Annotated in this window: 18 protein-coding genes; 2 read left to right on the top strand and 16 right to left on the bottom strand. The window is 47.0% G+C overall.

What is annotated here, in order from left to right:
• Positions 1-192: 192 nt before the first annotated feature.
• Together U1I11_RS13460 and U1I11_RS13455 are read right to left on the bottom strand one after the other, a co-directional pair.
• Positions 193-990 (bottom strand): DeoR/GlpR family DNA-binding transcription regulator, encoded by a 798-nt coding sequence (locus U1I11_RS13460; protein WP_322906649.1) that lies wholly within the window; start codon positions 988-990, stop codon positions 193-195.
• A gap of 884 nt (positions 991-1,874) precedes the next feature.
• On the bottom strand, positions 1,875-2,798 hold the full coding sequence (locus U1I11_RS13455) for a nucleoside hydrolase (protein ID WP_322906887.1): 924 nt from the start codon (positions 2,796-2,798) through the stop codon (positions 1,875-1,877).
• Positions 2,799-3,235: 437 nt separating this feature from the next.
• Between U1I11_RS13455 and U1I11_RS13450 the strand changes: the two genes are divergently transcribed.
• Together U1I11_RS13450 and U1I11_RS13445 are read left to right on the top strand one after the other, a co-directional pair.
• Positions 3,236-4,699, top strand: a complete 1,464-nt coding sequence (locus tag U1I11_RS13450) for an amino acid ABC transporter substrate-binding protein/permease (protein WP_416235623.1) — start codon at positions 3,236-3,238, stop codon at positions 4,697-4,699.
• A complete protein-coding gene (locus tag U1I11_RS13445) occupies positions 4,692-5,420 on the top strand; it encodes an amino acid ABC transporter ATP-binding protein (RefSeq protein ID WP_322906648.1) in 729 nt (242 codons plus the stop codon). Before U1I11_RS13450 ends, U1I11_RS13445 begins: the two co-directional genes overlap by 8 nt.
• A 210-nt stretch (positions 5,421-5,630) precedes the next feature.
• On the opposite strand, the gene U1I11_RS13440 is transcribed toward U1I11_RS13445, so the two are convergent.
• From U1I11_RS13440 to purM, 14 genes are all read right to left on the bottom strand, one after another.
• The gene (locus U1I11_RS13440) at positions 5,631-5,867 is read right to left on the bottom strand and encodes a hypothetical protein (RefSeq protein WP_322906647.1); all 237 of its coding nucleotides are present in this window, start codon (positions 5,865-5,867) and stop codon (positions 5,631-5,633) included.
• A 189-nt stretch (positions 5,868-6,056) separates the two neighbouring features.
• Positions 6,057-6,224 (bottom strand): hypothetical protein, encoded by a 168-nt coding sequence (locus U1I11_RS13435; protein WP_322906646.1) that lies wholly within the window; start codon positions 6,222-6,224, stop codon positions 6,057-6,059.
• A gap of 25 nt (positions 6,225-6,249) precedes the next feature.
• Complete coding sequence (locus U1I11_RS13430) at positions 6,250-6,486, bottom strand: hypothetical protein (protein WP_322906645.1); 237 nt, start codon at positions 6,484-6,486, stop codon at positions 6,250-6,252.
• 187 nt (positions 6,487-6,673) lie between these two features.
• A complete protein-coding gene (locus U1I11_RS13425) occupies positions 6,674-7,153 on the bottom strand; it encodes a hypothetical protein (protein ID WP_322906644.1) in 480 nt (159 codons plus the stop codon).
• A 16-nt stretch (positions 7,154-7,169) separates the two neighbouring features.
• Positions 7,170-8,411: an RHS repeat-associated core domain-containing protein gene (locus U1I11_RS13420; RefSeq protein ID WP_322906643.1), complete on the bottom strand. Its 1,242-nt coding sequence runs from the start codon at positions 8,409-8,411 to the stop codon at positions 7,170-7,172.
• A 272-nt stretch (positions 8,412-8,683) separates the two neighbouring features.
• On the bottom strand, positions 8,684-9,007 hold the full coding sequence (locus U1I11_RS13415) for a hypothetical protein (protein WP_322906642.1): 324 nt from the start codon (positions 9,005-9,007) through the stop codon (positions 8,684-8,686).
• Positions 9,008-9,027: 20 nt separating this feature from the next.
• Positions 9,028-9,729: a pre-toxin TG domain-containing protein gene (locus U1I11_RS13410; RefSeq protein ID WP_322906641.1), complete on the bottom strand. Its 702-nt coding sequence runs from the start codon at positions 9,727-9,729 to the stop codon at positions 9,028-9,030.
• 360 nt (positions 9,730-10,089) lie between these two features.
• Positions 10,090-10,443: a hypothetical protein gene (locus U1I11_RS13405; RefSeq protein ID WP_322906640.1), complete on the bottom strand. Its 354-nt coding sequence runs from the start codon at positions 10,441-10,443 to the stop codon at positions 10,090-10,092.
• A complete protein-coding gene (locus tag U1I11_RS13400; protein WP_322906639.1) occupies positions 10,440-18,635 on the bottom strand; it encodes a zincin-like metallopeptidase toxin domain-containing protein in 8,196 nt (2,731 codons plus the stop codon). The genes U1I11_RS13405 and U1I11_RS13400 overlap by 4 nt, the downstream gene beginning before the upstream one ends.
• Positions 18,632-19,408 (bottom strand): hypothetical protein, encoded by a 777-nt coding sequence (locus tag U1I11_RS13395; protein WP_322906638.1) that lies wholly within the window; start codon positions 19,406-19,408, stop codon positions 18,632-18,634. Before U1I11_RS13395 ends, U1I11_RS13400 begins: the two co-directional genes overlap by 4 nt.
• 1,054 nt (positions 19,409-20,462) lie before the next feature.
• Positions 20,463-21,740: a phosphoribosylamine--glycine ligase gene (gene purD / locus U1I11_RS13390; RefSeq protein ID WP_322906637.1), complete on the bottom strand. Its 1,278-nt coding sequence runs from the start codon at positions 21,738-21,740 to the stop codon at positions 20,463-20,465.
• Positions 21,741-21,847: 107 nt separating this feature from the next.
• Positions 21,848-23,395: a bifunctional phosphoribosylaminoimidazolecarboxamide formyltransferase/IMP cyclohydrolase gene (purH, locus tag U1I11_RS13385; protein WP_322906636.1), complete on the bottom strand. Its 1,548-nt coding sequence runs from the start codon at positions 23,393-23,395 to the stop codon at positions 21,848-21,850.
• 238 nt (positions 23,396-23,633) lie between these two features.
• The gene (gene purN, locus U1I11_RS13380; RefSeq protein ID WP_322906635.1) at positions 23,634-24,254 is read right to left on the bottom strand and encodes a phosphoribosylglycinamide formyltransferase; all 621 of its coding nucleotides are present in this window, start codon (positions 24,252-24,254) and stop codon (positions 23,634-23,636) included.
• Complete coding sequence (gene purM / locus U1I11_RS13375; protein WP_322906885.1) at positions 24,254-25,297, bottom strand: phosphoribosylformylglycinamidine cyclo-ligase; 1,044 nt, start codon at positions 25,295-25,297, stop codon at positions 24,254-24,256. The genes purN and purM overlap by 1 nt, the downstream gene beginning before the upstream one ends.
• Positions 25,298-25,431: the final 134 nt, after the last annotated feature.

The following is a 25,431-nucleotide window of genomic DNA, read 5'->3' as shown; positions in this document are numbered from 1 at the left end:
TTCTACCGTACCGCCAACCGCCACGATTTTCAAGCCTATTGCCGCAAATTGTATACATCACGACCAAAAAGAGCGTTCCCCTCTGCTGTAATCACGACCACAGCAGCATAACATAAACATAACGCACGGCATACATATCACGACCAAAAAGCCGCCCTGTTGTTCCAGGACGGCTAGTGATGCGTGAACTCATTAATCGACAACAATGACCTCAACACCCATTTCTTCCAGTTCATGAATCGCTTCTTCTGGCAATTGATCATCGGTAATAAAACGGTTTAGGTCTTCCATACCGAGAAAACGCACTAGCGATTTACGGCGGAATTTAGAGCTGTCAGTCAGCAAAATCAGTTCATCAGAAATCTCGATAATTTTCTTTTTCAATTGCACATGCGCTTCGGACGGTTCGGTTAATCCGCGTGACAGATCAAAGCCATGACACGAGAACAAAAATTTGTCCACATGATAACTTTCCACCATCTTTTCCGCATGAATGCCAGTATTCGCCATCGAGTCACGATCCAAATAACCACCGATCAAAATAACATCAATCTCGGTCTTCGGTACAAGCTCATTGGCAATCGCTAGAGAATAAGTAAGCACAGTTAACGGCCGATTCGGCAATTGCTTAACGAGATGCAAACAGGTCGTGCTAGCATCGAGTGCAATCACATCGCCCGGCTGAATTAAAGACAGCGCGTGCTCTACAATCGCCTTCTTTTCTTCGATATTTTTCGTTTCCCGCTGTACGGCAGGAGATTCGTATTGCTCACGGTTACGGTTAAATACCGCGCCACCGTGCGTACGCACAACGATTCCTTCAAGCTCCAAACGTTCCAGATCACGCCGAATCGTTTCTTCTGTCACATTGAAGCGGCGGCTTAATCCGGATACACGGACAGTGCCTTCGGCTTCAAGGATGCGCAGTGTCTCGAGTTTGCGTTGTGCTGCAGATAATGCGTCTTGTCGCCTCGGATTTTTGCTGCTCATTGAGTACACCTGGCCTTACTATATAAATTATCAATCTAAGCGATCTGCAAGCTGTACATCCATATTGGATACTACGTTAAGCAGGAAGCAGTATACATGATGTGAGTAGGAGAAAAACGCAAACACTGAAGTAGTATGATCTTTTGCTGCGCAAAAATCCTTTTCATTGCACCTCGTGTTTGATAGAACGCAAACACTGAAGCAGTACGATCTTTTGCTACGCAAAAATCCTTTTCATTGCACCTCGTGTTTGATAGAACGCAAACACTGAAACCACTTAATTTCAGTATATTGCGTATATGGTTTGCTCTGAAATGTAGACGGCTCGTGATGCATATGGACAGCATGTAAACGCTTATTGTTTTGCAGTGCGTACAAGCGTCCGTGTGCAATATGTTCATCTATTTCAATATACCGTATTTGGACAATCGTCACAATAAAAAAGGGCTTATTCGCTTATTTCGAAGCTTAATTTCTTGATTTTGTGCTATTTTTTACATTAATTGTATTTAAAATTGAAACAAAGCAGTATTTGTACGGACATGTGCATACTACTGATGGGTCAACTGTACGAACATCGATTCAGTAGTCATATTATCAAATCACCATTTCAGTTCCACCCAACAACGATTTAAGTAGCTTATGAACTTGCCATTACGCCGCACTGCTGTTCAGCGCATACAAAAACCGCACCTTCATCTAAAGGTACGGTTTATTCGCTTATATAGTTTATCGCATTATGCTATTAAAGTAATGATTACACAATTTTACATACACCGGTTACTCACTTGCATCAGCTTCTTGTTCGCATAGACTATAGCCTATACCTAACAAACTCTAGCCCTAGCATACGCATCGACGTATCCGATCTACGCCCGCCCTCTTTACACAATCCGACTCAAAAAATGGCTAACAAACCGCTCTGCATCCACATCAAGTGCAACTTCAATATGGGGAGCCGGGCTTGCATGTACACCGGTCGTTTTACCGAGCGACGCCAACTCGGTGCATTCCACATGTACAGCATACGATTCGGTACGCACAAAGCTTGGATCAATCGCCACCCCGACAGCGAGCGGGTCATGTAATGCACAGCCGCGCCCGCTCGTAATGACCCCTTTATACGCTTCCATATAAAAATCAGTCATATCCGCGAGAAAATGAGCAAGATCGCTATTCAGACTGCGCCACTGTTCCAGATCGGCAGCGGTCAGCAGCGTTTGCATCGTCACATCCAGACCGACTAACGTAACCGGCATACCGGAGCCAAATACGAGCGCTGCCGCCTCGGGATCAGAGTACGTATTCGCTTCAGCGTAAGGCGTCACATTGCCGGGTACTGTCACTGCACCACCCATAACGATTAGACGCTCGATCTGCTCGGCAATCCGCGGTTCCATCTGCAAAGCACGCCCAATATTAGTGAGCGGCCCAACCGCAATAACGGTAATTTCACCCGGATGCGCCATAATTTGCTGCACGATAAATTCCGGCGCGGACAACGATTCCGGCTGTCTTGCGGAAGGTTCGCGAAATTGATTGCCGATGCCGTCCTCGCCATGAATATGACGGGCAAATGGCTTCGTATACTCCCGTTGTAGCGGCTTTGCCTCACCCGGATACACCGCTAGCGGGCGTTCCAACTGATCCAGTACAACGAGCGTATTGCGCGTCGCTTCCTCCACTGTAATATTGCCAAATACCGTTGTAATGCCTAACACATTTAGCTCCGGCGAATGTACCGCATACGCAATCGCCATCGAATCATCGATACCGGTATCCACATCCAAAATAACAGATTTCATTATGATCGTTTCCTTTCTTCTCGTAAGGTTTAAAATCAATAGGGTTGTTCATTATGCATTTATCCAGTTCTATCCTCTAACCCCAGTATATCTCACAAGAAAAAACTGGATTGCAGTGCATAACATCATTGCTTTTTATCATACGTTGCTAGAAGCGGTGCTGACAACACCCGAATTTTTATCCTAATCTAGATGCTTAAAACTGTGTTTCCGGCAGGTTATATGCCACCAATTCCAAATTTTTTCCCAAATTTTACTCGTTCAAGCTTCACAGCGCTATAGTCAATTAGAATTTTTTTTTGTAGAATAAGAAGACATGTGGTGTGGGACATTTAATGTTACATAGAATGTGAAGGCAGTATGACTTTTCATTCGATTGATGAGCTACGCCTGCAATCATCACAAACTTGTAATGTGGAGTACAGGAAATGGAGGATTTTATGAAGAAATCTAGATTTATGTGGTTATTTATGGCTCTCCTTCTTTTCTTCGGCATGTGTACCGCAAGCTGGAGTCCAAGCGCAGCGGCTCAGTCGCAAGAGGGAAAGACTTATCTTATCGGCACAGATATTACATTTGCACCGTTTGAATTCCAACGTGATGGCAAGTATATCGGAATTGATATGGACTTAATGGCTGCTATTGCGCAGAATCAGGGATTCAAGTACGAAATTCGTCCGCTTGGCTTTAATGCAGCACTACAAGCACTGCAAGCCAATCAAATCGATGGCATGATCGCAGGCATGAGTATTACCGACGAGCGCAAGCAAACCTTCGACTTCTCAGAACCATATTACGAATCTGGCGTTGTTATGGCTGTTGGGCGCAACAATGATACGATCAAGAGCTACGATGATTTGCGCGGTCAGCGTGTTGCTGTAAAAACGGGAACCGAAGGCTATTCTTTTGCGAATTCGATTAAAGATAAATATGGATTCACGCTCGTACCATTTGATGACTCCGCTCAGATGTATCAGGAAGTTACGGCAGGCAACTCGGTCGCATGTTTTGACGATTATCCAGTTATTGCTTATGCGATTCAACAAGGCTTACCATTAAAAACAGTAACCGAAAAAGAAAAAGGCGCTCCTTATGGATTTGCAGTTAATAAAGGACACAATACAGAGTTGTTGCAAAAATTCAACGCTGGTCTAGCTAATCTTAAGGCAAATGGTGAATACGATCGTATTGTCGCCAAATATCTTGGTTCTTCCACACCGGGTCAAGAATCGACTACACCACCACCACCAAAAAGTAGTCTAGAGATTATGACTGCGGCATTCCCTGAATTGTTAAAAGGTTTGGGTATGACGCTTTTGTATACGATCATGTCGCTATTTTTCGCGTTTATTCTCGGTCTGATCTTCGCTTTCTTGAAAGTTGGTCATAATAAGTTAGGACGTGCTATTGCAACAATCTTTGTAGATGTGTTCCGTGGCATTCCTCTAATTGTACTCGGCTTCTTTATTTATTTTGGTTTACCAGCTGCATTTGGCTTTAAAATGCCATTAATCGTTGGCGCTGTACTGGCACTCAGCTTGAACGCCGGTGCATATGTTACGGAAATTATTCGTGGTGGTATTCAGTCAATTGACAAAGGGCAAATGGAGGCAGCTCGTTCTCTCGGTCTTCCGCACCGTACATCTATGATCAAAGTTATCATTCCACAAGCGATTAAAGTGATGATTCCGTCCTTTATTAATCAGCTTGTTATCACGCTGAAGGACACATCGATCATGTCGGCAATCGGTCTGATCGAGCTGACTCAATCAGGTAAAATCATTATTGCCGATAACTATGCATCCTTTGAAATTTGGTCTATGGTCGCCATCATGTATTTAGTAGTAATCACCATCCTAACCAAAATTGCAGATGCTGTCGAAAGGAGAACTCGCCGTGGGTAAAATTAAAGTGACCAACCTCAAAAAGAGCTTTGGCTCCAACGAAGTATTGAAAGACATCAATATGCAGGTGGAAGAAGGCGAAGTGGTCTGTGTGATCGGGCCATCCGGCTCTGGTAAAAGTACGCTGCTGCGCTGCATGAACAAGTTGGAAGAAATTACCGCCGGCGAAGTGCTCGTCGATGATTACAACATTAGCGACAGCCGCACAGACATTAACAAAGTACGTGAAAATATCGGGATGGTATTCCAGCATTTCAATCTGTTTCCACATATGAGCGTGCTCAAAAATATCACCTTTGCTCCGGTTGAACTGAAAAAGCAATCCGCAGCAGAAGCGCGCAAAACGGCACTACAGTTACTCGAACGTGTCGGTTTATCCGACAAGGCAGACGCATTTCCAGGCAGTCTGTCCGGCGGTCAAAAGCAGCGTGTGGCGATCGCCCGTGCGCTGGCAATGAACCCGGACATTATGCTGTTTGACGAGCCAACGTCTGCGCTTGACCCGGAAATGGTCGGTGAAGTACTCGGCGTAATGAAAGACCTGGCAAGCGAAGGTATGACGATGATGATCGTAACCCACGAAATGGGCTTCGCCCGTGAAGTCGCTGACCGCGTCATCTTCATGGACGGCGGCTATATCGTCGAAGAAGGCTCGCCAGAGCAAGTATTTGGCAGTCCCAAACATGAACGTACGATTAGCTTTTTGGAGAAAGTGCTGTAAGTAGAGCATATGTACGTCCAGCCATCATCTCCACATCTTTTAAAATGATCCCAACCCCCGTGTATAGCAGCCTACGCTGTACACGGGGGTTATTTTGGCGCTTGATGTTGAATCCGGTTTGGACTTCAATACATCTTTCATCGCTTATGCTCATCTACCTACCACTGCTTCACTTCTGCTCGTATGGAGTAAAGTATGGAAAAAATAGAATTAATCTTCATTTGGCGCTTGACCGAGTATGATCGGATGATAAGCGAGCGCCTCATCCACAATGCACTCTGCTGTCCATTCTTCATTATTCCAAAAAATAAGGTTACTTACATCTGGATGCGGTACGCTCTGTATGAGCTGTTCCAGCCATTGCTCCTGTTGCTGCTCACTTCCTCTTCCATCCTGAATGCGCTGCACAAGCTCGATTAACTCGGCGCGAAATAGGCGTTGTTTCATTGCATTCACTCCTTTCATAATATAGGTATTTTTCATATAGGTATTTTTCGTAATCGTAGACTAAGCAACTGTGGCAAAAGGATACGCCTAAACATCATTCTGCACGATCTTAAACGTATAAGTATGATGTATGCTCAATTGTCTTCTGCCAGTCGATCAATGCCTCGAATGATCCAATAGCGTTCTTTCTCAGGAAATCTCCATCCATTGCCCATACGTTCCACGCCATCCGTCTGGTACATAACGTTCATACGATGCAGGCTCAGGATAGGAAGAAAACAATTGCTTACCGTCAACATCCACATACAGCGAAGGAAACATGTCTGAAATATGGCTGTATGTTCGCTGCTCCACCATGCTCCTTAATTCGTCTGTACTGGCCTCAAAGGGACTGATCTGTTGAAAAAATGCCGCTGCTGTATGCTCGTTTACAATCGCGATATGAAATCGAGCGGAGAAGTCCACGATTGGGAATGTCCCATCCTTGCTGAATATAAGCTGCAATAAATTTTTTCAAGTCCAAAAACCATAGTTCTTTATCGGTGACAAACCATTGGTGTGTGTTGTTGTGTTTGGTGTGGACGATGATGTTTTGGGCGTAGGTTGGTTGGTTTTGCATTGTAGATGCCCCTTCGTATGTTGAGTGCTGGGATGGGGGAGGTGGTTTTTTTATTGTAGCAGATTGTTGGAGGGAGTGAAGTTGGGGCGGTCGATGTACGATTTGGAGTTGGCTTTTTTATAATTTGTAAAAAAGAAACCTTGAAAGGCATGAAGCCAATCAAGGTATTTAAATTATCTATCAATGACTAAGTCAGTATAAATTCCTGCGTCTGTTCCTCTATCAACAAGATAACCTCCCTATCTTTCGACAAAATGAAAAATAAATCGCCATCTAAAATTCTAATTTCTAATTGTGCTAACTCATGCTGAATTTTGTTAAGTTCGCTGGCTGCAACTCTTGGACGGAAATTATAATCAAATGGAACGTCGTCTGGAAAACAATTAAGAACAGCGTTTCTTATTGTTTGAGTATCTTCCAGTACCTCCATAAACTGCGAAAATGTCAAATAAGCAATTTTTTCTCTTTCAACTTTGTTTCCAAAATTAAAAGCTACTTCAATAGATTTATTTTTTCCAGTACCAGGATAATCATCATTATATTTGGGTATTATTTCAATATCACCTGCTCCCCAATATATGTCACTCCATTTTTTATTGATAACTTCGAGTAAATTGATAATAAACTCACTATTATTGTTTGCATCAGAATATTGCAATTTCAACACACTTTTTCACGCCTCCCTAAAAAGGTGGTTTTGTATCCATACGATGGTCAATTTTATATCCACCTATTGGATATTTCTCATTCCATCGTACCTCATGCCAATGTGGAACACTATGATTATCAGGATAGCCATGATTAGAACAATCAATCCATCCTTTTTCTCCACCGTAATCATCATAGTATTTAGTTTGTTTAAGATTACCAAATTCGTCATGTTTATTTAGGCTTTTTGTTCCTGGTTCAACAAATTTGGGCAGATTCTTACCATATGACTCATCCGGCAGGAATGGTTCTATGGCAAAGTCGTCACTTTTTCCAGTCTTCTCAGCAAACAACTGCAAGTTCGCCTTAAGCCGATATCCTTGCTTCTTCGCCGCGTCAACCGTTTCCTCAACCGCCTCTTTCCCAACCTGCTTCCAAACCCACGCCCCACCATCAATCGCTTCCTTCGCCGCGAGCGTCCCCCATAGCTTCCCTTCCGGAAGTACACTCAGCAATACCCCCGCACCTTCCGCTACGCGATCCGCCACCGACAACTGCTGCCCGGTGATCAAATCCACCCCGGTCAGCACTTCCTGAATCCCTTTCACCGTGCCTACAAACGGAATCGCATCCAGCGCCATACTGAACCCCATCCGCATCGCATCCGAATGCTCTGCACGGAGTCCAAATGGATCGACATACGATACCGGATTGCCATTCACATACGCATACCGGTTCATCGTCAAGCCATCTGCAATCGTGCCTGTCACCACATCCCGGTTTACAAAACGGCGAATTTCCGGGTTGTAGTACCGCGAACGCATTTGGTATAAGCCGTTCGGATCGGTCTGCACCCCATCACGTCCATCGTACTGGAATGGTTGGTTCGTGGTACCCTCATGGCTCCGTTCTTCGCCGTACGTATCGTAGGTGTACGTGTCCGTCACATTGCCTTTCGCATCGGTTAGCGCAATCGTACTGCCACGTAAATCGTAGTGATACGTCTGCATGGTGCCGCTAGCATCGTAACGACTGATGAGTCCCAGTCCATACACATACCATGCGGTGGGATTGCCGTTACCCTCCGTTTCCATCCACACCTGTGACAACACCGCTTGCGGGTTGATGATCTGTTTCGTCGTTACACCGTTAACGGTAATCGATGTCCGGTTGTTTTCGTTATCGTAGCCATAGCTTACACCACCAGCCGCGATCAATCGATTCCGGGCATCATAGTGGTAATCTTGCAGGCTGCCTTGCAGCGGGCCATGCAGCATATTGCCTTCTGCGTCATACTGGTAAAACCATTATTAATAACGGCTAATCTGCCTAACTGTACAAAATTTTTGTTTATTTGAGACAATGTTCGAAAGACTAGCTAACCAAACAAGAACAGATGGATCATATTTATATAACTATGATCCATCTGTTCCATATAATATAGATTTAGTTACTTTTCCTTTTATTAGATTCAATGCTCCCCTTGTTGCCATTTGAGGAATTCGAGATAAAATATCATCTACCGAAAACCCTTCTATAAATTATCCAATCAACATCCTTTTTCTTTGCACCGATCTGAAAATTGCTGAATATATTCATTTAACTTCTCAGGATAGTCTGAATAATCAACAATTGTCCCGCACTCCCCCTTTTTACTTATCGAATATGCACAGTCCCACAAACGAAAACCATCATCTGGTCCTTCTATTTCTTTATTTCTAAAGAAAAACCAGCAACACTCAGCCTCTAGATAATTCTCTCTTAATAGCTTAGTATGCTCACTTTTTCTATAACTGTTTAGTCTTTTAAATGCTAATTGTTCAGCGAGCTTCTTTGCTTCTTCAAAAGTTATTTTTGCAATATATTCTTTCATCTAATCCTCCCATTATTACTCTAAAATGGCTTACCCAATTCTAAAATAAGACCTGGTTGTAGTTCCACAATCTTTCCGATTTGCGAATCAATGAAGTAAACTATTCCATGTTTATTAACGACATTAATTACATGTAGAATCTTGCCTTGATGGATTACAACAGGAGCAGTAAACCCATCACCTTCTTCAATAACCCTTCTAGTTATATCCGCCACAGAAGATGGATTATAAAAGCCCCAAGGAGAAGAAGGAAGTAAATCATTGTGTAAACCATACTGTTTCATGTTTTCCGCTACAGCCCCTGTATCATTCCCAGTAACTCGAGCATGGGTAGCATTCGCACAAGAAACACAATTAATATTCACCCCAGGTCCAGCCCCTTCCACATAATGCGGATTCACCCCTTTCAGCTTAGGGAATAGATCATCTAACGGTGTAGTAGACGTATATACATGATCATATGCACTGCCTACACGTTTACTACCTTCCTCAACCGCCTCTTTCCCAACCTGCTTCCAAACCCACGCCCCACCATCAATCGCTTCCTTCGCCGCTAACGTCCCCCATAGCTTCCCTTCCGGAAGTACACTCAGCAATACCCCCGCACCTTCCGCTACGCGATCCGCCACCGACAGTTGCTGCCCGGTGATCCAATCCACCCCGGTCAGCACTTCTTGAATCCCTTTCACCGTACCTACAAACGGGATCGCATCCAGCGCCATACTGAACCCCGTCCGCATCGCATCTGAATGCTCTGCACTCAACTCAAACAGATCGACATATGAGAGAATTTCAATTGTTTTGTTATCGTATCCGTATCTTACACGATTGGCAGCAATCAGATGATTCCGTGCATCATACTTAGTAATCCTATATGCTACTTTGCAGTAAATATTCTTTTCAATTATGTATAAATAAATCTTTATTTATACATTCCCCATACAACAAAAAAACAGGTCGATGGGTACCATTTTTGACCACAATCGACCTGTTAAACATAAAGGAATAGTGTTATTTAAAATATAAAATTAAAATGAAGACTGTTAAATCTTTTGTTTTACAAATTTGCTTTGTGTCAGCAATCAATCGCTCTTATCGTCATTAAAAATGGCTTCGAATTCCTCATCAGTATAATCTTTATTACTTAATAAATGATAACGATAAGTAATACCATTATGATCTAAAACATGGTCTACCCTACCTTGTTCATCAGAAATAACAAAAGTAATTTCATCTTCGCCTTCGTATCTCTTGGGTGTTATATCTGCCAAAACAAGCCATGCACTTCCTTTGATTTTATAAAAATCACTATAGAACTTTACTGATTTTTCTATATCTTCATGTATGAATCCATAGATGTCATATTTGTTTTGATACTCTTTTGCAATTTGAATAGCTTGGCTGGCTGTTAGGTTCGTTTTCTTTTTTTCCTTCACTCATCCTCAAACCCTTTCCAATCAGATAGTGGCCAATGCCCATTTCTAATCAAGAAAATATATCTTTGTGCTTCATATATTTCTTCAGCACTAAACTGTTCTTTATTTTTCATGATTTCATTGTAGACATATTCTTCTCTTTCTGACCGTGATTGTTTCAAATAATTCTCTTGTCCAAGTTCTCTAAATTGTTTCGCATGGTAAGATTCATGAAGAACACTTAAAAATGTTGCATCAGGTCTTAAGATCATCTCCCCAGTAAATGGGTCAAATCCTCCTGCCACGTTTCTAGGGAGGACTTTCCCCTTTTTATCAAAAACAACTTTAATATTAGCATCATTCATATCTTTTCTAAACTTCTTTAAATCTCGCGTACTCATAATCCTTAAGCCATCAGATGTAAGACGAGTTTGACCACTAACAGGTATATTTTCCCATTCTTTATAATCAAAACCTCTAGCCTTGTCAACCGCCTCTTTCCCAACCTGCTTCCAAACCCACGCCCCGCCCTCAATCGCTTCCTTCGCCGCTAACGTCCCCCACAACTTCCCTTCCGGAAGTACACTCAGCAATACCCCCGCACCTTCCGCTACGCGATCCGCCACCGACAACTGCTGCCCGGTGATCCAATCCACCCCGGTCAGCACTTCTTGAATCCCTTTTACCGTACCTACAAACGGAATCGCATCCAGCGCCATACTAAATCCCGTCCGCATCTGATCCGAATGCTCTGCACTGAGCCCAAATGGATCGACATACGATACCGGATTGCCATTCACATACGCATACCGGTTCATCGTCAAGCCATCTGCAATCGTGCCTGTCACCACATCCCGGTTTACAAAACGGCGAATTTCCGGGTTGTAGTACCGCGAACGCATTTGGTATAATCCGTTCGGATCGGTCTGCACCCCATCACGTCCGTCATACTGGAATGGCTGATTTGTGGTGCCGTCGTGATGGAGTTCCTCGCCGTACGTATCGTAGGTGTACGTATCGGTCACATTGCCTTTCGCATCGGTTAATGCAATCGCACTGCCACGTAAATCGTAGTGATACGTCTGCATGGTGCCGCTAGCATCGTAACGACTGATGAGTCCCAGTCCATACACATACCATGCGGTGGGATTGCCGTTACCCTCCGTTTCCATCAACACCTGTGACAACACCGCTTGCGGGTTGATGATCTGTTTCGTCGTTACACCGTTAACGGTAATCGATGTCCGGTTGTTTTCGTTATCGTAGCCATAGCTTACACCACCAGCTGCGATCAATCGATTCCGGGCATCGTAGTGGTAATCTTGCAGGCTGCCTTGCAGCGGGCCATGCAGCATATTGCCTTCTGCGTCATACTGTACCGCTTGTCCGTTTACAGTGGCAAGGCGGTTATCCGCGGTGTAGGTCATCGTCAGGTCACCCAGTAGACCGTAGGTGTCTTGTGTTACCGTTGGATTCGTTGGAGGGCTTCCTGTACCTGCTCCGGTATACACATCCGCTTGCACAGCTGTACTTGCTGCGGTGGCGGACATTTGTCCGTTAGCAGTTCCGGTGGTGGAGGTGGATGAAGCGCCGCTTTGCATCTGCACGTTGTTACTGCTTGCCGCTCCATTACCACTCGCCGCCGCATCACTTCCCGCATCCGGCGACAACCCCGGCCCATACACATCATCATTCACACTGCCTGCCGGAAGATCGATCTGTCCGCCATCTTCATTGGTCACATTGCCATCCGCATCATACGTATACCCTGTCTGCGCCATCGTGCTGCCATCCGGCTTCAGCACCGTCAAGCCGGTCAACTGTCCCGCAGCATCGTAGGTGCGGTGTTCCTGCGTACCATCTGCATACGTGGTCGTGATCAGTTCCCCTGCAGCATCATACGCATAACTCGTCAGATGTCCCGCCCAATCGGTCACGGTCGACATCCGTCCAGCTTGGTCGTACGTATAGTGTACTTTTTTGCCATCCGGGTACGTTAATGTCGTCAATTGTCCGGCGGCATCATACGTGTACCCTATCGTATGCCCGTCCCCATCCGTGTAGCTCACCACTCGATTCAGCGCATCGAATGTGCGGCGAATCACTTTGCCATCGCTGCCCGTTACCGATACGATGTTATGGTTCGCATCTTGTCCGTACGACACTTCACCGGCTTCATCGGTAAAATGAATCAAATGCCCGGTCGCATCATACGCATACGTTGTCTTACGTCCATCTTTGTCCGTATCTTGGCTCACCAGACCGACATTATTGTACACATACGTATGGCTGCCGCCAGCGGCATCTTGTTCGCGCGTCAGGCGACCGATCAGGTCGTATTGATATTGCGCCTGATTGCCATTGGCATCGGTCATGGCAGTAATATCGCCAAACGCGTCCAATGTCTGCGACGTATGTCCTTGCAGCGCATCTGTTACATCGGTTAGTTGATTGCGTTTGTCATAGCTGTACGTTGTAGTATGACCGAGCGGATCGGTCAATCCGGTCAGTTGATTCAGCTCATTATACGTGCTCGTATACGTGTTGCCGAGCGCATCGGTTAATTTAACCGGGTTGCCGGCGGTATCGTATTGCACCGTATACGTTGTATGATTCAACCCGTCATAAGCTGAGACCGGGCGACCGAGTGCATCGTACGTATAGCGCAGGCTTTCGCCTTTGGCATTCGTTTCACTGAGCAGATTCCCGTCCGCATCGTACGTGAAGGTGGTGGTGCGTCCAAGCGCATCGGTCACCCCGATCATGCGACCTTCGGCATCGTAGGCGATGCTTGTCTCATTGCCGAGCGCATCGGTAATGCCGGTCAAGTCGCCGTTAGCATCGTAGCTATAACGCGTCACATTGCCGTTTGGATCGGTGACGCTTGCCAGACGATGCTGATCGTCGTACGTGTAGCTCGTTTTGTGGTTCAGTTCATCGATCGCGGCGATCAGTTGATCGCTGTCGTTGTATACGACGCGAGCGGTATTGCCTGCCGCATTCGTTTCGCTCGTCATCCGTCCTGCCGCATCGTAGCCGATCGTGATCTTTTCACCGGTCGGGTTCGTTAGGGTGCTCAACTGCTCGTTCGTATATCCGTACAACGTCTGTCCGCCGCGTGGGTTGGTGACCGAGGTCAATTGTCCTTGTTCGTTGTACGCATACGTGAGCTTATGCCCTTCGGTGCCGGTTGTCGTCAGCAGCCGACCACGGCTATCGTACGTGCTGGTGATCGTGCTGCCGTCCGGCCCGGTTGCTGTGAGCAAATCGCCCAGACTGTCATAGGTCATCATGATCGACTGCCCGGATGGATCGGTTGCTTGGATTACATTACCTTTGGCATCGTAGGCAAAACGGGTCGTTTGATTTAGCGCGTTTGTAATGCTTGTACGATTGCCTTGTTGATCGTACGTATACGTTGTTTTGCCTGCCAGTGCATCTTGTACTTGCACGAGCTGGTACTGAGCGTCATGTACACGCTGCTGTACATTGCCGTTACGATCGGTAATCGTCGTCGTCAGTTGTCCATTAGCCGTGCTGTACGCCAGTGTGGTGACATGACCTGGAATGCCATCGGTTTGTTTGATTACACGTCCGGTCGCATCGTACGTATTGGCGAATAGCTGTTGTCCGGCGAGTGCACCTGTGGCGATGCGGTGATTGGTATCGTACGTATACGTCGTTTGGATACCGGTTGGGTCGGTCATGCCTGTCAATTGACCATTATCGTCATACGTAAACGATGCTTTACGGCCTGACTGATCTGCAACGGTAGCGACAAGCCCTGCTGCATTATACGTCAGTACTAGTTTCGCTCCGGTGGACGGCTCGATCACTGCCGTCAATTTGCCGTCATCGTCATACTGCATGTTGACGGTAATGCCATCGCTATTGCTCATCGATTGCAATGCGCCATTTGCAGCAAAACGCAATGTCGTACGATCGTATCGACTTAACGTATAGCTGCCGTCCGCATTAGCGATCAGCTGGTCATACTGAACTTCTTTTTGAGATGATGTGTACGATCCGTCCGCTTGACGTGTAAACGTATTAAACCGGAAATCATTCCAATACACATTCACACTGCCATCGCTTGCATCGTGTTGCAAACGGATCGCATAGTTATCGCTCCAACCTTTGCCGAGTGCACCATCGCCTTGCAGCAGCGAATAGTATTGTGCCTGGAACGGGATTTGGATACTGCCATGTGCGGTCAGTACATTTTGGTTAATCATCTGCGCCCCGGTGGACGTATCGATCGGATCGGCATAAAATGTCTGCGGATCGCCATTCGCCGGATTGAGCGAGCTGATCGGTGTGCCGGTCGCCGGTGGGGTAATGACCGGATCGGTCGTTTCTGCCCATCGGAACAATCCGTACGGACTGTACACCGTCTCCGCTCCGGCGCTCGTATTACGAATGATCGCGGTATCGCCGCTACCGATCTCTGCTGTGCCATTGCCTGGCTGCTCCGTCGTTTGCGTCGTCCAATAGTTGAAGCTGTCGTTGACCGATAATGTATGATTGTGATCGGTCACATTGGTAACTTTGAGCATATTGCCTTTAGGCAGAGCGTACAGCGACAATGCCGCATGATTGGCAGCGGCAAATGTAATGCTTGCTTTGTCCGCACGTACGATAATGCCTGCACTTGAGTCTGCGGTCACAATCGCATAACCACCAGCAGGAATCGAGACGGTTCCATTGGCGGCGTCTGTGCTTTTGTACGCATAGTCAGCCGTCGGTTGCCCGGATGCATCGTAGACGGCGACATCATACGTACCATCGATGAGCAGGCTGGACGCTTGGGTAGACGTATTGGTCGCTTTCATACTCTGACCTTGTGATAGCGTGCTGGAGGCGAGATCGTCGCCCTGAGTCACACGAACCGCTTCCGTCGGTGCCCAGATCGTTACTGGCCCGGTGTCTTCACTCGTAATCGCAATGCGCACGCCTGGCTGTAAAATTTGTAGCCCGGATGTGCTGTGATCCAAACTGTACGTCATTTTACCAGAAGCATCGTACAGTTGATACGCATAGGTGCCGCTTAATTTCAAGCTGAAGCCGCCTGGTGAAATATTGCGCAGCGAATAGCTTTCACCTGTTTGCAACACTTTGGTCAGCACCGGTCGTTCTTGCACCGGGGTAGCTTGAAAACCATCGTATGAACCGGATACGGTCACCTGTTCATTCGGACTGCCCGAAATGACGACGCGATCTCCGCGCCACACATAGTTGCCTGGGTCAGTCTGTTGTACACCATAGCTCTCCGGTGCACCGTTGCTCTTGTATTGCGCATAATCGTAGATGCCATTCGTGTGTAGCGTCAGATTAGGCAGTGCATTTTGTATATAGGCGATCGTCTGAGCGGATGACAGTACCGTTTTGAACGTAACCGGATGCTGACGATCTTTGAACATAAACGATTCATACGGCCCATAAACGATCGTATTGGCGGTGTCGATATTTTGCACACCTGCCCGTAAACCGGATGCTAACGTCACATCGCCAGGTGCCATCCAATCGGCATAGCGGCTCAGACTGCCATCGGCTGCATAATTGGCAAGGCTGAACTGCCCTTGTACACCGAGTAAAGCAGCGCCGGAATCAACATTGACGGCATCGACGTACTCGTCCGGTTGGAGCGTACGTTTGATCAATGCAGGATTCGTTCTCGCCTGAATATTGAAAACATCGTACGGCCCTTCCAGCACAGATGAAGTCGTCGACGAGCCAGTCACCGCCACTTTATCGCCTGCTTCGACGGATTGAATAGGATCGGTGTCCATCAATTGCATACTGTCGATTTTGCCGTTTGACTCGCGTACTACATTGTCATACGCGGCGCCGAGCGAATATAGATCGAATGATTTGCCTGCTGTATTGGTCAAATTCAAGCTGTGCGTATTCGTGATCACTTCATGGAATGTGACGGGATGCTGACGATCCGTTGCTTTAAACAGCTCGTAAGCACCATACACTTCGATCTGCTTCGTATCCCGGTTCATAACCGCCAGCTTTTGCGTACTACCAAGCCACTGATAGTCGTTGTCAGATTGGTACATATACGTATCCGGATTACCGTTTGTATCATAATCCATCACATCATGTTTGCCGGTAAAATATACGGTTTCTGTCGCATCCGACATATTCGTAAACTCAGCACTCTGATTAACCGCAAGCTGCTTGATTAGCAATGCAGGCTCGGCGCTGGACTGCACATCGGTCACATCATAAGGCGCCAACAGCACAAGCTGTGTACTGCCGGAATTGGTAATGACAGTGCGGTCACCGACATACAGCGGCAATGAAGCTGCTGTGCTGTTATGATCTAGCGACTGCACCGAATGATCCGATTGATAGGTCGCTTGATCGTACGTACCTTGTGCAGACAGCTCAAACGTCGCTCCGCTAGCATTCGAAAGCTGCACACTTGCACCGGAATTTAAATACCCTTTGTACAGCGCCGGTGCGGTACGATTACTCCACGTAAACGCATCGTTTGGCCCGGAAACGGTCATTGGTGTCGTACCGCTGTTCGTAATGACGATATATTGATCGTTTGCTACCGGGTACGTTCCCCCTTTTACCGGGAACCCATAATCTGTCACACTGTGATCTGTCTGTCCATAGATCGCATAATGATGCTGTCCGTTCGCACTCACATTAAATGTATAGCGCGACGTATTGACCGCTTTGATCGTCTGTCCAGGTTGCAGTGTTGCGGTGAAGGTAATCGGTTGCGAATGGACGGCAAAACGGAACGCTTCATAAGGCGCATAAATATAGTCTGTGGTTACACCTACATTCGTAAATGCGACGCGTTCTCCACCCGATACCCGGAACCCATCAACTGCGGCATACGCCTGATAACTGGTAATGCCCATATTGTCGTAAAACGCATAATCATACCGACTATTCGTCTGAATGCTCGCATCAGCGCTCGTCAGATTGGTCGCTTCGAGCGAACCGCCTGGCGCCAAATTATGTGTATACAATGCCGGATCGTCCGAATTGGAAACACTCGTTTGCTGCCTCGGCACACGAATCGTAATCGGCTCGCTACCAGGACTGCCCGGATTCGTAAACACGACCGTATTACCGCTTGGCAACATATAGGTCGATAATGTGCTGCCATCATCATAATTAGCCACATCGCCGGAAGCCGTATATTCAGCATGTTCATACCAACCGTTGATTAACAATTTGTCCAGTTTATTCGACGTATTTTGCACGTTAAGGCTGTCGCCTGCTGCGAGCGTATACGTCGTCATCGGCGGATCGACCTGGGTTGACGTTGCGAAGGCATCATACTCGCCGTCCAGTATGATCGGTGCAGACGTTGTATTCGTAATGACTAACCGCTGACCGGGCTGTACCGCTTTGTCGTACGCTGTAGTCAGACCGGAGCTGTAAGTAGAATCGTCTGCATTATAAATAAAATATTCATATTTACCCTTAGCAGTGACATACACATAGTTGGTTTTGCTCGATGTGTTAGTCATTTGCAAAGAGCCTTGTACAGGTAAGGTGTAGTTAAAATCGGCGGGATCACTGCCCACTGTAAATTCAAAGCTATTCGCAGCCGCATACACGGTATAGGACTGCGTATCCCGATTCGTAATCGTAATGGAGCCGCTCTTTTCAACCGTTTGGACGCCTGCCATAGCATGATGGTTAAATATGTTCTGCGTTTCCGCACTATTCGTTTTGAGATAGGCACTAATGCCACCGATATGAATCGTATTGCTTGCCGTTTGACTCAAATTGTACGCTCTCACGCTGTCACCGGGTTGCAGTGCCGTGCTAACTAAGGCATGCCCTCCATTAACAACATCTCCCCACGTTAATTGCCGTGTTCCTGGGTCTACAGTCACATTACTCGAAGAAGTATTCGCAATACTCAACTTATAACCGATCGGCACAAAAATCCCGCGACGACCGGAGTATATTCCATATTCTTGCGCATGTTCTTGCGGAGTGTACAATGCATACTCAAATTGCTGACCTTGTACATACACTTCCACACCGCTGGAATAAGAATGGCTAAATGTACATTCGTTTCCGGCAGATAGCGTAACCACATGCGACTGCGCCGCATGCACAGACGGCACCGCCATGCCCAACCATACAAACAAAACAAGCCCAAGCCACTTCAAATACCGTATGCGCATCCAATCGGTATACCACGCTTTGGCGGAAGATGGTCTCATGACGTTGCCCCCGCTTTCTTAAATGTGCGGTCAGCAAAACCGACATGCGCATGGGCATTCGGTTTGAGCAATACGACTTGCAAATGCACTCTCGCTTTGACTGCACCTGCCGGCGTGCTTAGTGTGGCGGTATAAGGTGTCCATCGTTCATTTTGCTGCACATTCAGCACATGATCATAACGTAGCAAATGCTGCTGACGATCATAATAATTAATAACGACCTGTACGACGGCGTCCTGCAATAGATCGGATGTCACCCAGCCATGATATGTATAGCTGGTATTGCTTTGTACCGGGATATCGCGATAAATGCTGGCACCGCCTGCTCGTCTGGCATCCAATGTCATCCATTGGGCAACCATACTTTGTGTAGGTGGAGCATAGACGTCTGAAGTTACCGTTTCATCAGCGCTGCCGTAGACATTTGACGTAACGGTCGATGCGGAATTCGTATACACATCATTCGTAACCGATGAGGCGTATACATCAACGGTTGCCGTCTGGTAAACCGCTTTGATGCCTGGTGTAATATAAGCGCTCCAATTTTGGATGACATTACTTTTCTGCACAGCAGGCGTATCGGTCGACTTGATGCTTAATAAATTCCCACCTGCATCGTACGTATACGTTGTTACACCATTTGCTCGTTCTGCTGATGTTACCCGATTCAGCGCATCATACTTATAATCTGCTGCATAAGCAGCTCTACCGATCATTGCAATTGCTACACATAACAGAACGACAACTACTTTTCTGGTTATCCATCCAAGCATTTTATCCGCTCCCTTATTTGGTTGTTGCTGCTTTAGGTTGATTCGCCTTCACACTAGGCATTCGCCGCTATCATTTCATTTACGTGCTAACGGATGTCATTCTATTGCTAAGTTGTTGCGTAATACTTGATCGTGACACATTACCACATCCGTGCTTCATTGCGATTCTATTTTGTCGTTGTTAGCTGCTGCTGTCTAAACGATATGACTACACACGAATGTTGCAATGAACGCAAAGTCTCTCCTCCTCACATCACTGAATTTGAATGGCTACTCACATCGTCTACTGATCCAATACGTTAACAGACATACTTGCTATGTCATTTCATTTATATCGGAACGTATACCATATTTATAATAAAATTTTAAATAATCAAGACTTATTTACTAATTATTTGTGACTTTTTAACTATACATTTCATTTATTGATTAACCGATACAAAATATTGTTTTGAAAGAGACTTACTTAATAACAGGAAAATATAGGTACAAGTGCAGGGGGTATTTCGGATGATCGGATCATCGTTTGTGACCGTATACGCTGATCCGGATCAGACTATGCTATTATTGGCACAAAAAATCCCTGTGCACAAGCGTTCCAGCCTATTCAGATGCTAACCAACAACGGTTATCGCTCCGAATAGGCTTCTGCTTGGCTTACAGGGATATCAACAAATTAAGTTTACATAAAATTACAGCCGGATTATATTTTGTCGTAACTTTCGAGTGTGCATGTATACACTAACATCAATGTTAAAACATTTATAATCGGCGTTAAGCTGTTACGATTGCCATTTTCCATGTGAAGACATGTCTGCAAGCTATGTGATAGACTGCTCGCTGCTGTTTATTTTGACGAGATAGCCGCCTATATTCCGCTCGCTCCACTTTATAACGAGACGTTTTTGAACGATAAATGGATAAGGAACATAACGCCTAGTACCTTGACCGATATTAATTTGAGTGTTGAATCTGTTTTAAGATCGTATGGATCAGGATTTCAGTACACAATCAAAATTAACATTTAACTTGGTCAAAGTACTAGTAGCCTGTATTAACGACCAACAAGCGCTTTCGCTGCAATATCGCTGCGCTGGTGTTTGCCTTCAAATGTAATCTTCGTCGCTTGCTCATAAGCTGCCGTGCGTGCGGACGCAATATCTGTGCCTAGACCGACGACGCCAAGCACACGACCGCCATTAGTGACATATTCACCGGTTGCGTTCGTGCCTGTACCAGCGTGGAACACGAGCGCTTTCGAGCGATCGACTTCATCCAGACCATGAATCGGTAATCCTTTTGGATACGAAGCTGGATAGCCACCGGAAGCTAAAATGACGCAGACGGCTGCCTCATCCGACCATTCGATGTCCAGCTCTGCCAATGTGCCATTGACGCTAGCGAGGAAAATATCGAGCAGATCGGTTTTCAAACGTGGCAGCACAACCTGTGTTTCCGGGTCGCCAAAGCGCGCGTTAAATTCGACCGTTTTTGGCTTGCCGTCCGGTGTGATCATCAGACCGGCAAACAATACGCCGCAAAACGGACGACCTTCCGCCACCATCGCTTTGGCGGTTGGAATGACGATCGTCTCCATCGCTTCGTCAATGATCGCCTGATCGATATGTGGCAGTGGCGAATACGTGCCCATTCCGCCGGTATTGGGGCCTTCATCATGATCATAAACCGGCTTGTGATCTTGCGCGGCAGGCATCGCCCGTACCGTTTCACCGTCGACAAAGGCGAGGATGGACATTTCTTGCCCTGCCATAAATTCCTCGATAATGACACGGCTACCTGCTGCTCCGAATACTTTATCCTGCATAATCGCCTGCAATGCATCGATCGCTTCGTCCATACTGCGCGCTACCGTCACACCTTTACCAGCAGCAAGCCCATCCGCTTTAATGACGATCGGAAGCGACTGTTGTTGCAAATAGTCCAGCGCCGCATCGTAATTGTCGAATTTGGCATACGCTGCGGTCGGGATATTGTATTTGTGCAGCAGGTCTTTCATAAATGTTTTGCTGCCTTCGATAATGGCTGCATTTTTACGTGGACCATAGACCGGAATGTGACGCGCTTCAAACACATCAACGATCCCATCAGCGAGCGGATCATCCGGCCCAACCATGACGAGTCCTACATTACGTTCAGCGGCAAAATCAGCTAGCTTATCAAACTCATGCACCGAAATCGGTACACATTCGGCAATTTGTGCGATGCCAGCATTGCCAGGTGCGCAATAGATACGATCCGCATTTGGACTTTTCGCCAGTGCCCAAATGATCGCATGTTCCCGCCCACCGCTGCCGATCACCAGAATATCCATAGTTCACTCTCCGTTTCGTAAAATAAAAAAATGGAATACAGGAATACAACCTGCACTAGCGTTGTCGTAACCGATACGGCGCCTGTGCAGGTTGAGGCTATTCATTATTAATGTTTAAAATGACGGATGCCGGTAAACACCATCGCAATCCCGTGCTCATTTGCCGCTTTGATCGATTCTTCGTCCTTCAACGAGCCGCCTGGCTGGATGATCGCCGTAATGCCTGCTTTAGCTGCGGCTTCAACCGTATCGCCCATCGGAAAAAAGGCATCTGAAGCGAGGATCGCGCCTTTGGCTTTATCACCTGCTTGCTCGATCGCAATTTGGGCGGCACCGACACGGTTCATTTGCCCAGCACCGACACCGACCGTCATATCGTCGGTTGCAAGTACGATCGCATTCGATTTGACATGCTTGACGACTTTCCAGCCGAACAGCAATTGCTTCAATTCGTCCGCAGACGGAGCACGCTCGGTGACGATGTTCAGCTCGGCTTCGGTAATGATATGCACATCGCTATCTTGCACGACCATACCGCCTTCGACCATCGTTACGATCGGCTGTGCTTTGCGCTCACCGATAGGGGACAATTCGCCCATTTTTAGCAGGCGAATATTTTTCTTTTTCGTCAAAATGTCCAGTGCTTCCGGAGTGAAGTCTGGTGCCAGGACGATCTCAAGGAAAATTTCGCTCAGCGGCTGCGCTGTTTCCGCATCGATCACACGGTTAGCAGCAACGATGCCGCCAAAGATCGATGTTGGGTCAGCCGTATACGCTTTGTTGTATGCTTCAGCGATCGTTGTGCCAACACCAACACCACAAGGGTTCATATGTTTCACGACTACAACCGCAGGCTCGGTAAATTCTTTGACGATCTGCAAAGCGGCATTGGCATCGTTAATATTGTTATATGACAGCTCTTTGCCGTGCAGTTGCTCGGCTGTAGTTAGCGTGCCTGCCGGTGCCAATGGCTTGCGGTAAAATGCAGCCGTCTGATGCGGATTTTCGCCGTAGCGCAAATCTTGAATCTTTTCATAAGTGACGGTGTAACGCTCCGGGTATGGCGTTTCCAGCACGCCTGCCAAATAGTCGGAGATGAGCGAATCATATGCTGCGGTATGACGGAATACTTTTGCCGCCAGCCCTTTCCGTGTCGCCAGTGTCGTATCGCCACCTGCACGTACTTCTTCCAGCACATGACTATAGTCAGCCGCATCTACTACGACCGTAACAAACGCATGGTTTTTCGCCGCACTGCGCAGCATCGTTGGGCCGCCGATATCGATATTTTCAATCGCATCCTCGTAAGCGACATCCGGCTTCGCTACCGTTTCCTGGAATGGATACAAGTTTACAACGACAAGATCGATATAACCGAGTCCAAGCTCGTCCATCTGCTTTTGGTGTTCTTCGCTGTCACGAATCGCCAGCAAACCGCTATGTACAGCAGGATGCAATGTTTTCACACGTCCATCCAAAATTTCCGGAAAGCCGGTCACTTCGGAAATACCGATTACCGGTACGCCTGCATCCGCCAGCAAATTTTTTGTTCCTCCGGTCGAAATGATCTCTACGCCCAGCTCGGACAGCTCGCGGCAAAAATCGACGACACCTGTTTTATCAGATACGCTAACGAGCGCTCGTTTAATACTCATGATTAGGGATTCCTCCTTCAAATGGGTACAGCTTGAATCGATCATAATACGATAAGCAACACAGCAATATACAAACGAACGGATGCTATTTGCATGCATGGAATAAACGCGGAGCTGATCTTTTGACCGCTTAACAGAATACATGAATAGATTCCACAACAGGATCAATTTGAATGTACACGATAGATTGGCTTACCATCTATATTTTATGAGCATGTCCACATCGAAGATAGCGGTATCATTGCTCGACAATTACATGACGCCCATCGCCCGCCAGCCGAATCTTGCCTGCGGCAAGCTGGGACACGACACGTGGATACAGCGTTTGTTCAATATGATGAATACGTTCAGCGAGCGTATCGGCAGTATCGTGCGGATGGATCGGAGCAGGCTGTTGTGCGATAATCGCACCGGTATCCATACCGTTATCGACAAAATGCACGGTTACCCCTGTCAGCTTTACCCCGTAATTCAGCGCCTGCCCGATCGCATCTTTGCCCGGAAACGCCGGCAACAGGGACGGATGAATATTAATCATACGTCCCATATACGGATTGACCATCGTTGGTGTTAATAGCCGCATATAACCTGCCAATACGACATAGTCGATGCCGCGCCGCTGCAACTCGCCCACAATTTCCATTTCGTACTGCTCACGGCTAGCATATTCCTTCGGCTGAAACACAAACGTGTCCACACCGGCACGCTGCGCCCGCTCAACAACCGGCGCATGCGGCTTATCGCACACAAGCAGCTTCACTTCAGCCAAACCGAGCAGACCACTGCGCTCGGCATCGACCATCGCCTGAAAATTACTGCCTTGTCCGGATGCAAATACGGCAATGGCTACAGGCTTCATTACACATCCGCTCCGGTAAAGGTTACGATTCGTTCGCCTTCAGTCACCGTGCCGATCTGATACGCCTGCTCACCATGCTGCTCTAACACGGTCAGCGCCTGTTCCACTTGCTCAGCAGGCACCACGATCACCATCCCAATGCCCATATTAAACGTAGTGAACATATCGCGATTGCTGATCGCCCCTTTTGCCTGCATCAGTTGGAAAATGGGCAAAATCGGCCAGCTGCCGTACTCGATATCTACATTGACATCATCCGGCAGCATCCGTGGAATATTTTCGATAAAACCGCCGCCTGTAATATGCGCCATTCCTTTCACTTGCACCGTCTCTTGCAGTGCCAGCGATGATTTTACATAAATGCGTGTTGGCTCCAACAGCACATCACCCAATACCGCATTGTCCAGTTCAGCTATTTGTGCAGTCAGCTCATAACCGCCATCTTCCAGCAGCAGCTTGCGCACTAAGGAGAAGCCATTACTATGCACACCGCTCGAAGCGAGACCGATTACCGCATCACCAGCAGCGATACTGCTGCCTGTAATTACTTTAGGTTTGTCTACAATTCCAACCGTAAAGCCAGCGATATCATATTCGCCTTCAGCGTACATACCCGGCATTTCAGCCGTCTCGCCACCGATTAGCGCACAGCCTGCCTGACGACAACCGTCCGCGATACCGGAAACAATCGCTTCAATTTTCTCAGGAATAACACGATCACAAGCGAGATAATCAAGGAAAAATAACGGTTCTGCGCCCTGCACGACAATATCGTTCACACACATCGCCACCGCATCAATCCCGATCGTATCATGTTTGTCCATCGCAAATGCCAGCTTCAGTTTCGTACCGACACCATCCGTACCGGACACGAGTACAGGTTCCTCATATTTATCTTTATTCAAACCGAACAGCGCACCAAAACCACCTAAATCCGTCATCACTTCCGGACGGAACGTCGTTTTCACATGCTTTTTCATCCGCTCGACTGCTTCATTGCCTGCCGCAATATCGACGCCGGCATTTTTATACGCTTCTGACACTGCCATCGCACCTTTCATTGTTGAAATGGTGGCGGGAAATGGTGGTGGAGCGACTGCGGATTTACTGCTACAACGCTGCGGGGATGGATCGCTCGGGCTACGCCGTTGCCGCTGGCTTTTTTGGAATGACCGAT

Origin of the sequence: Paenibacillus campi, from assembly GCF_034659835.1 — a bacterium.
GTDB classification, from domain to species: domain Bacteria; phylum Bacillota; class Bacilli; order Paenibacillales; family Paenibacillaceae; genus Saccharibacillus; species Saccharibacillus campi.
The sequence above is the reverse complement of the archived record's forward strand: the minus strand, read 5'-3'. Positions and strand labels throughout refer to the sequence as shown.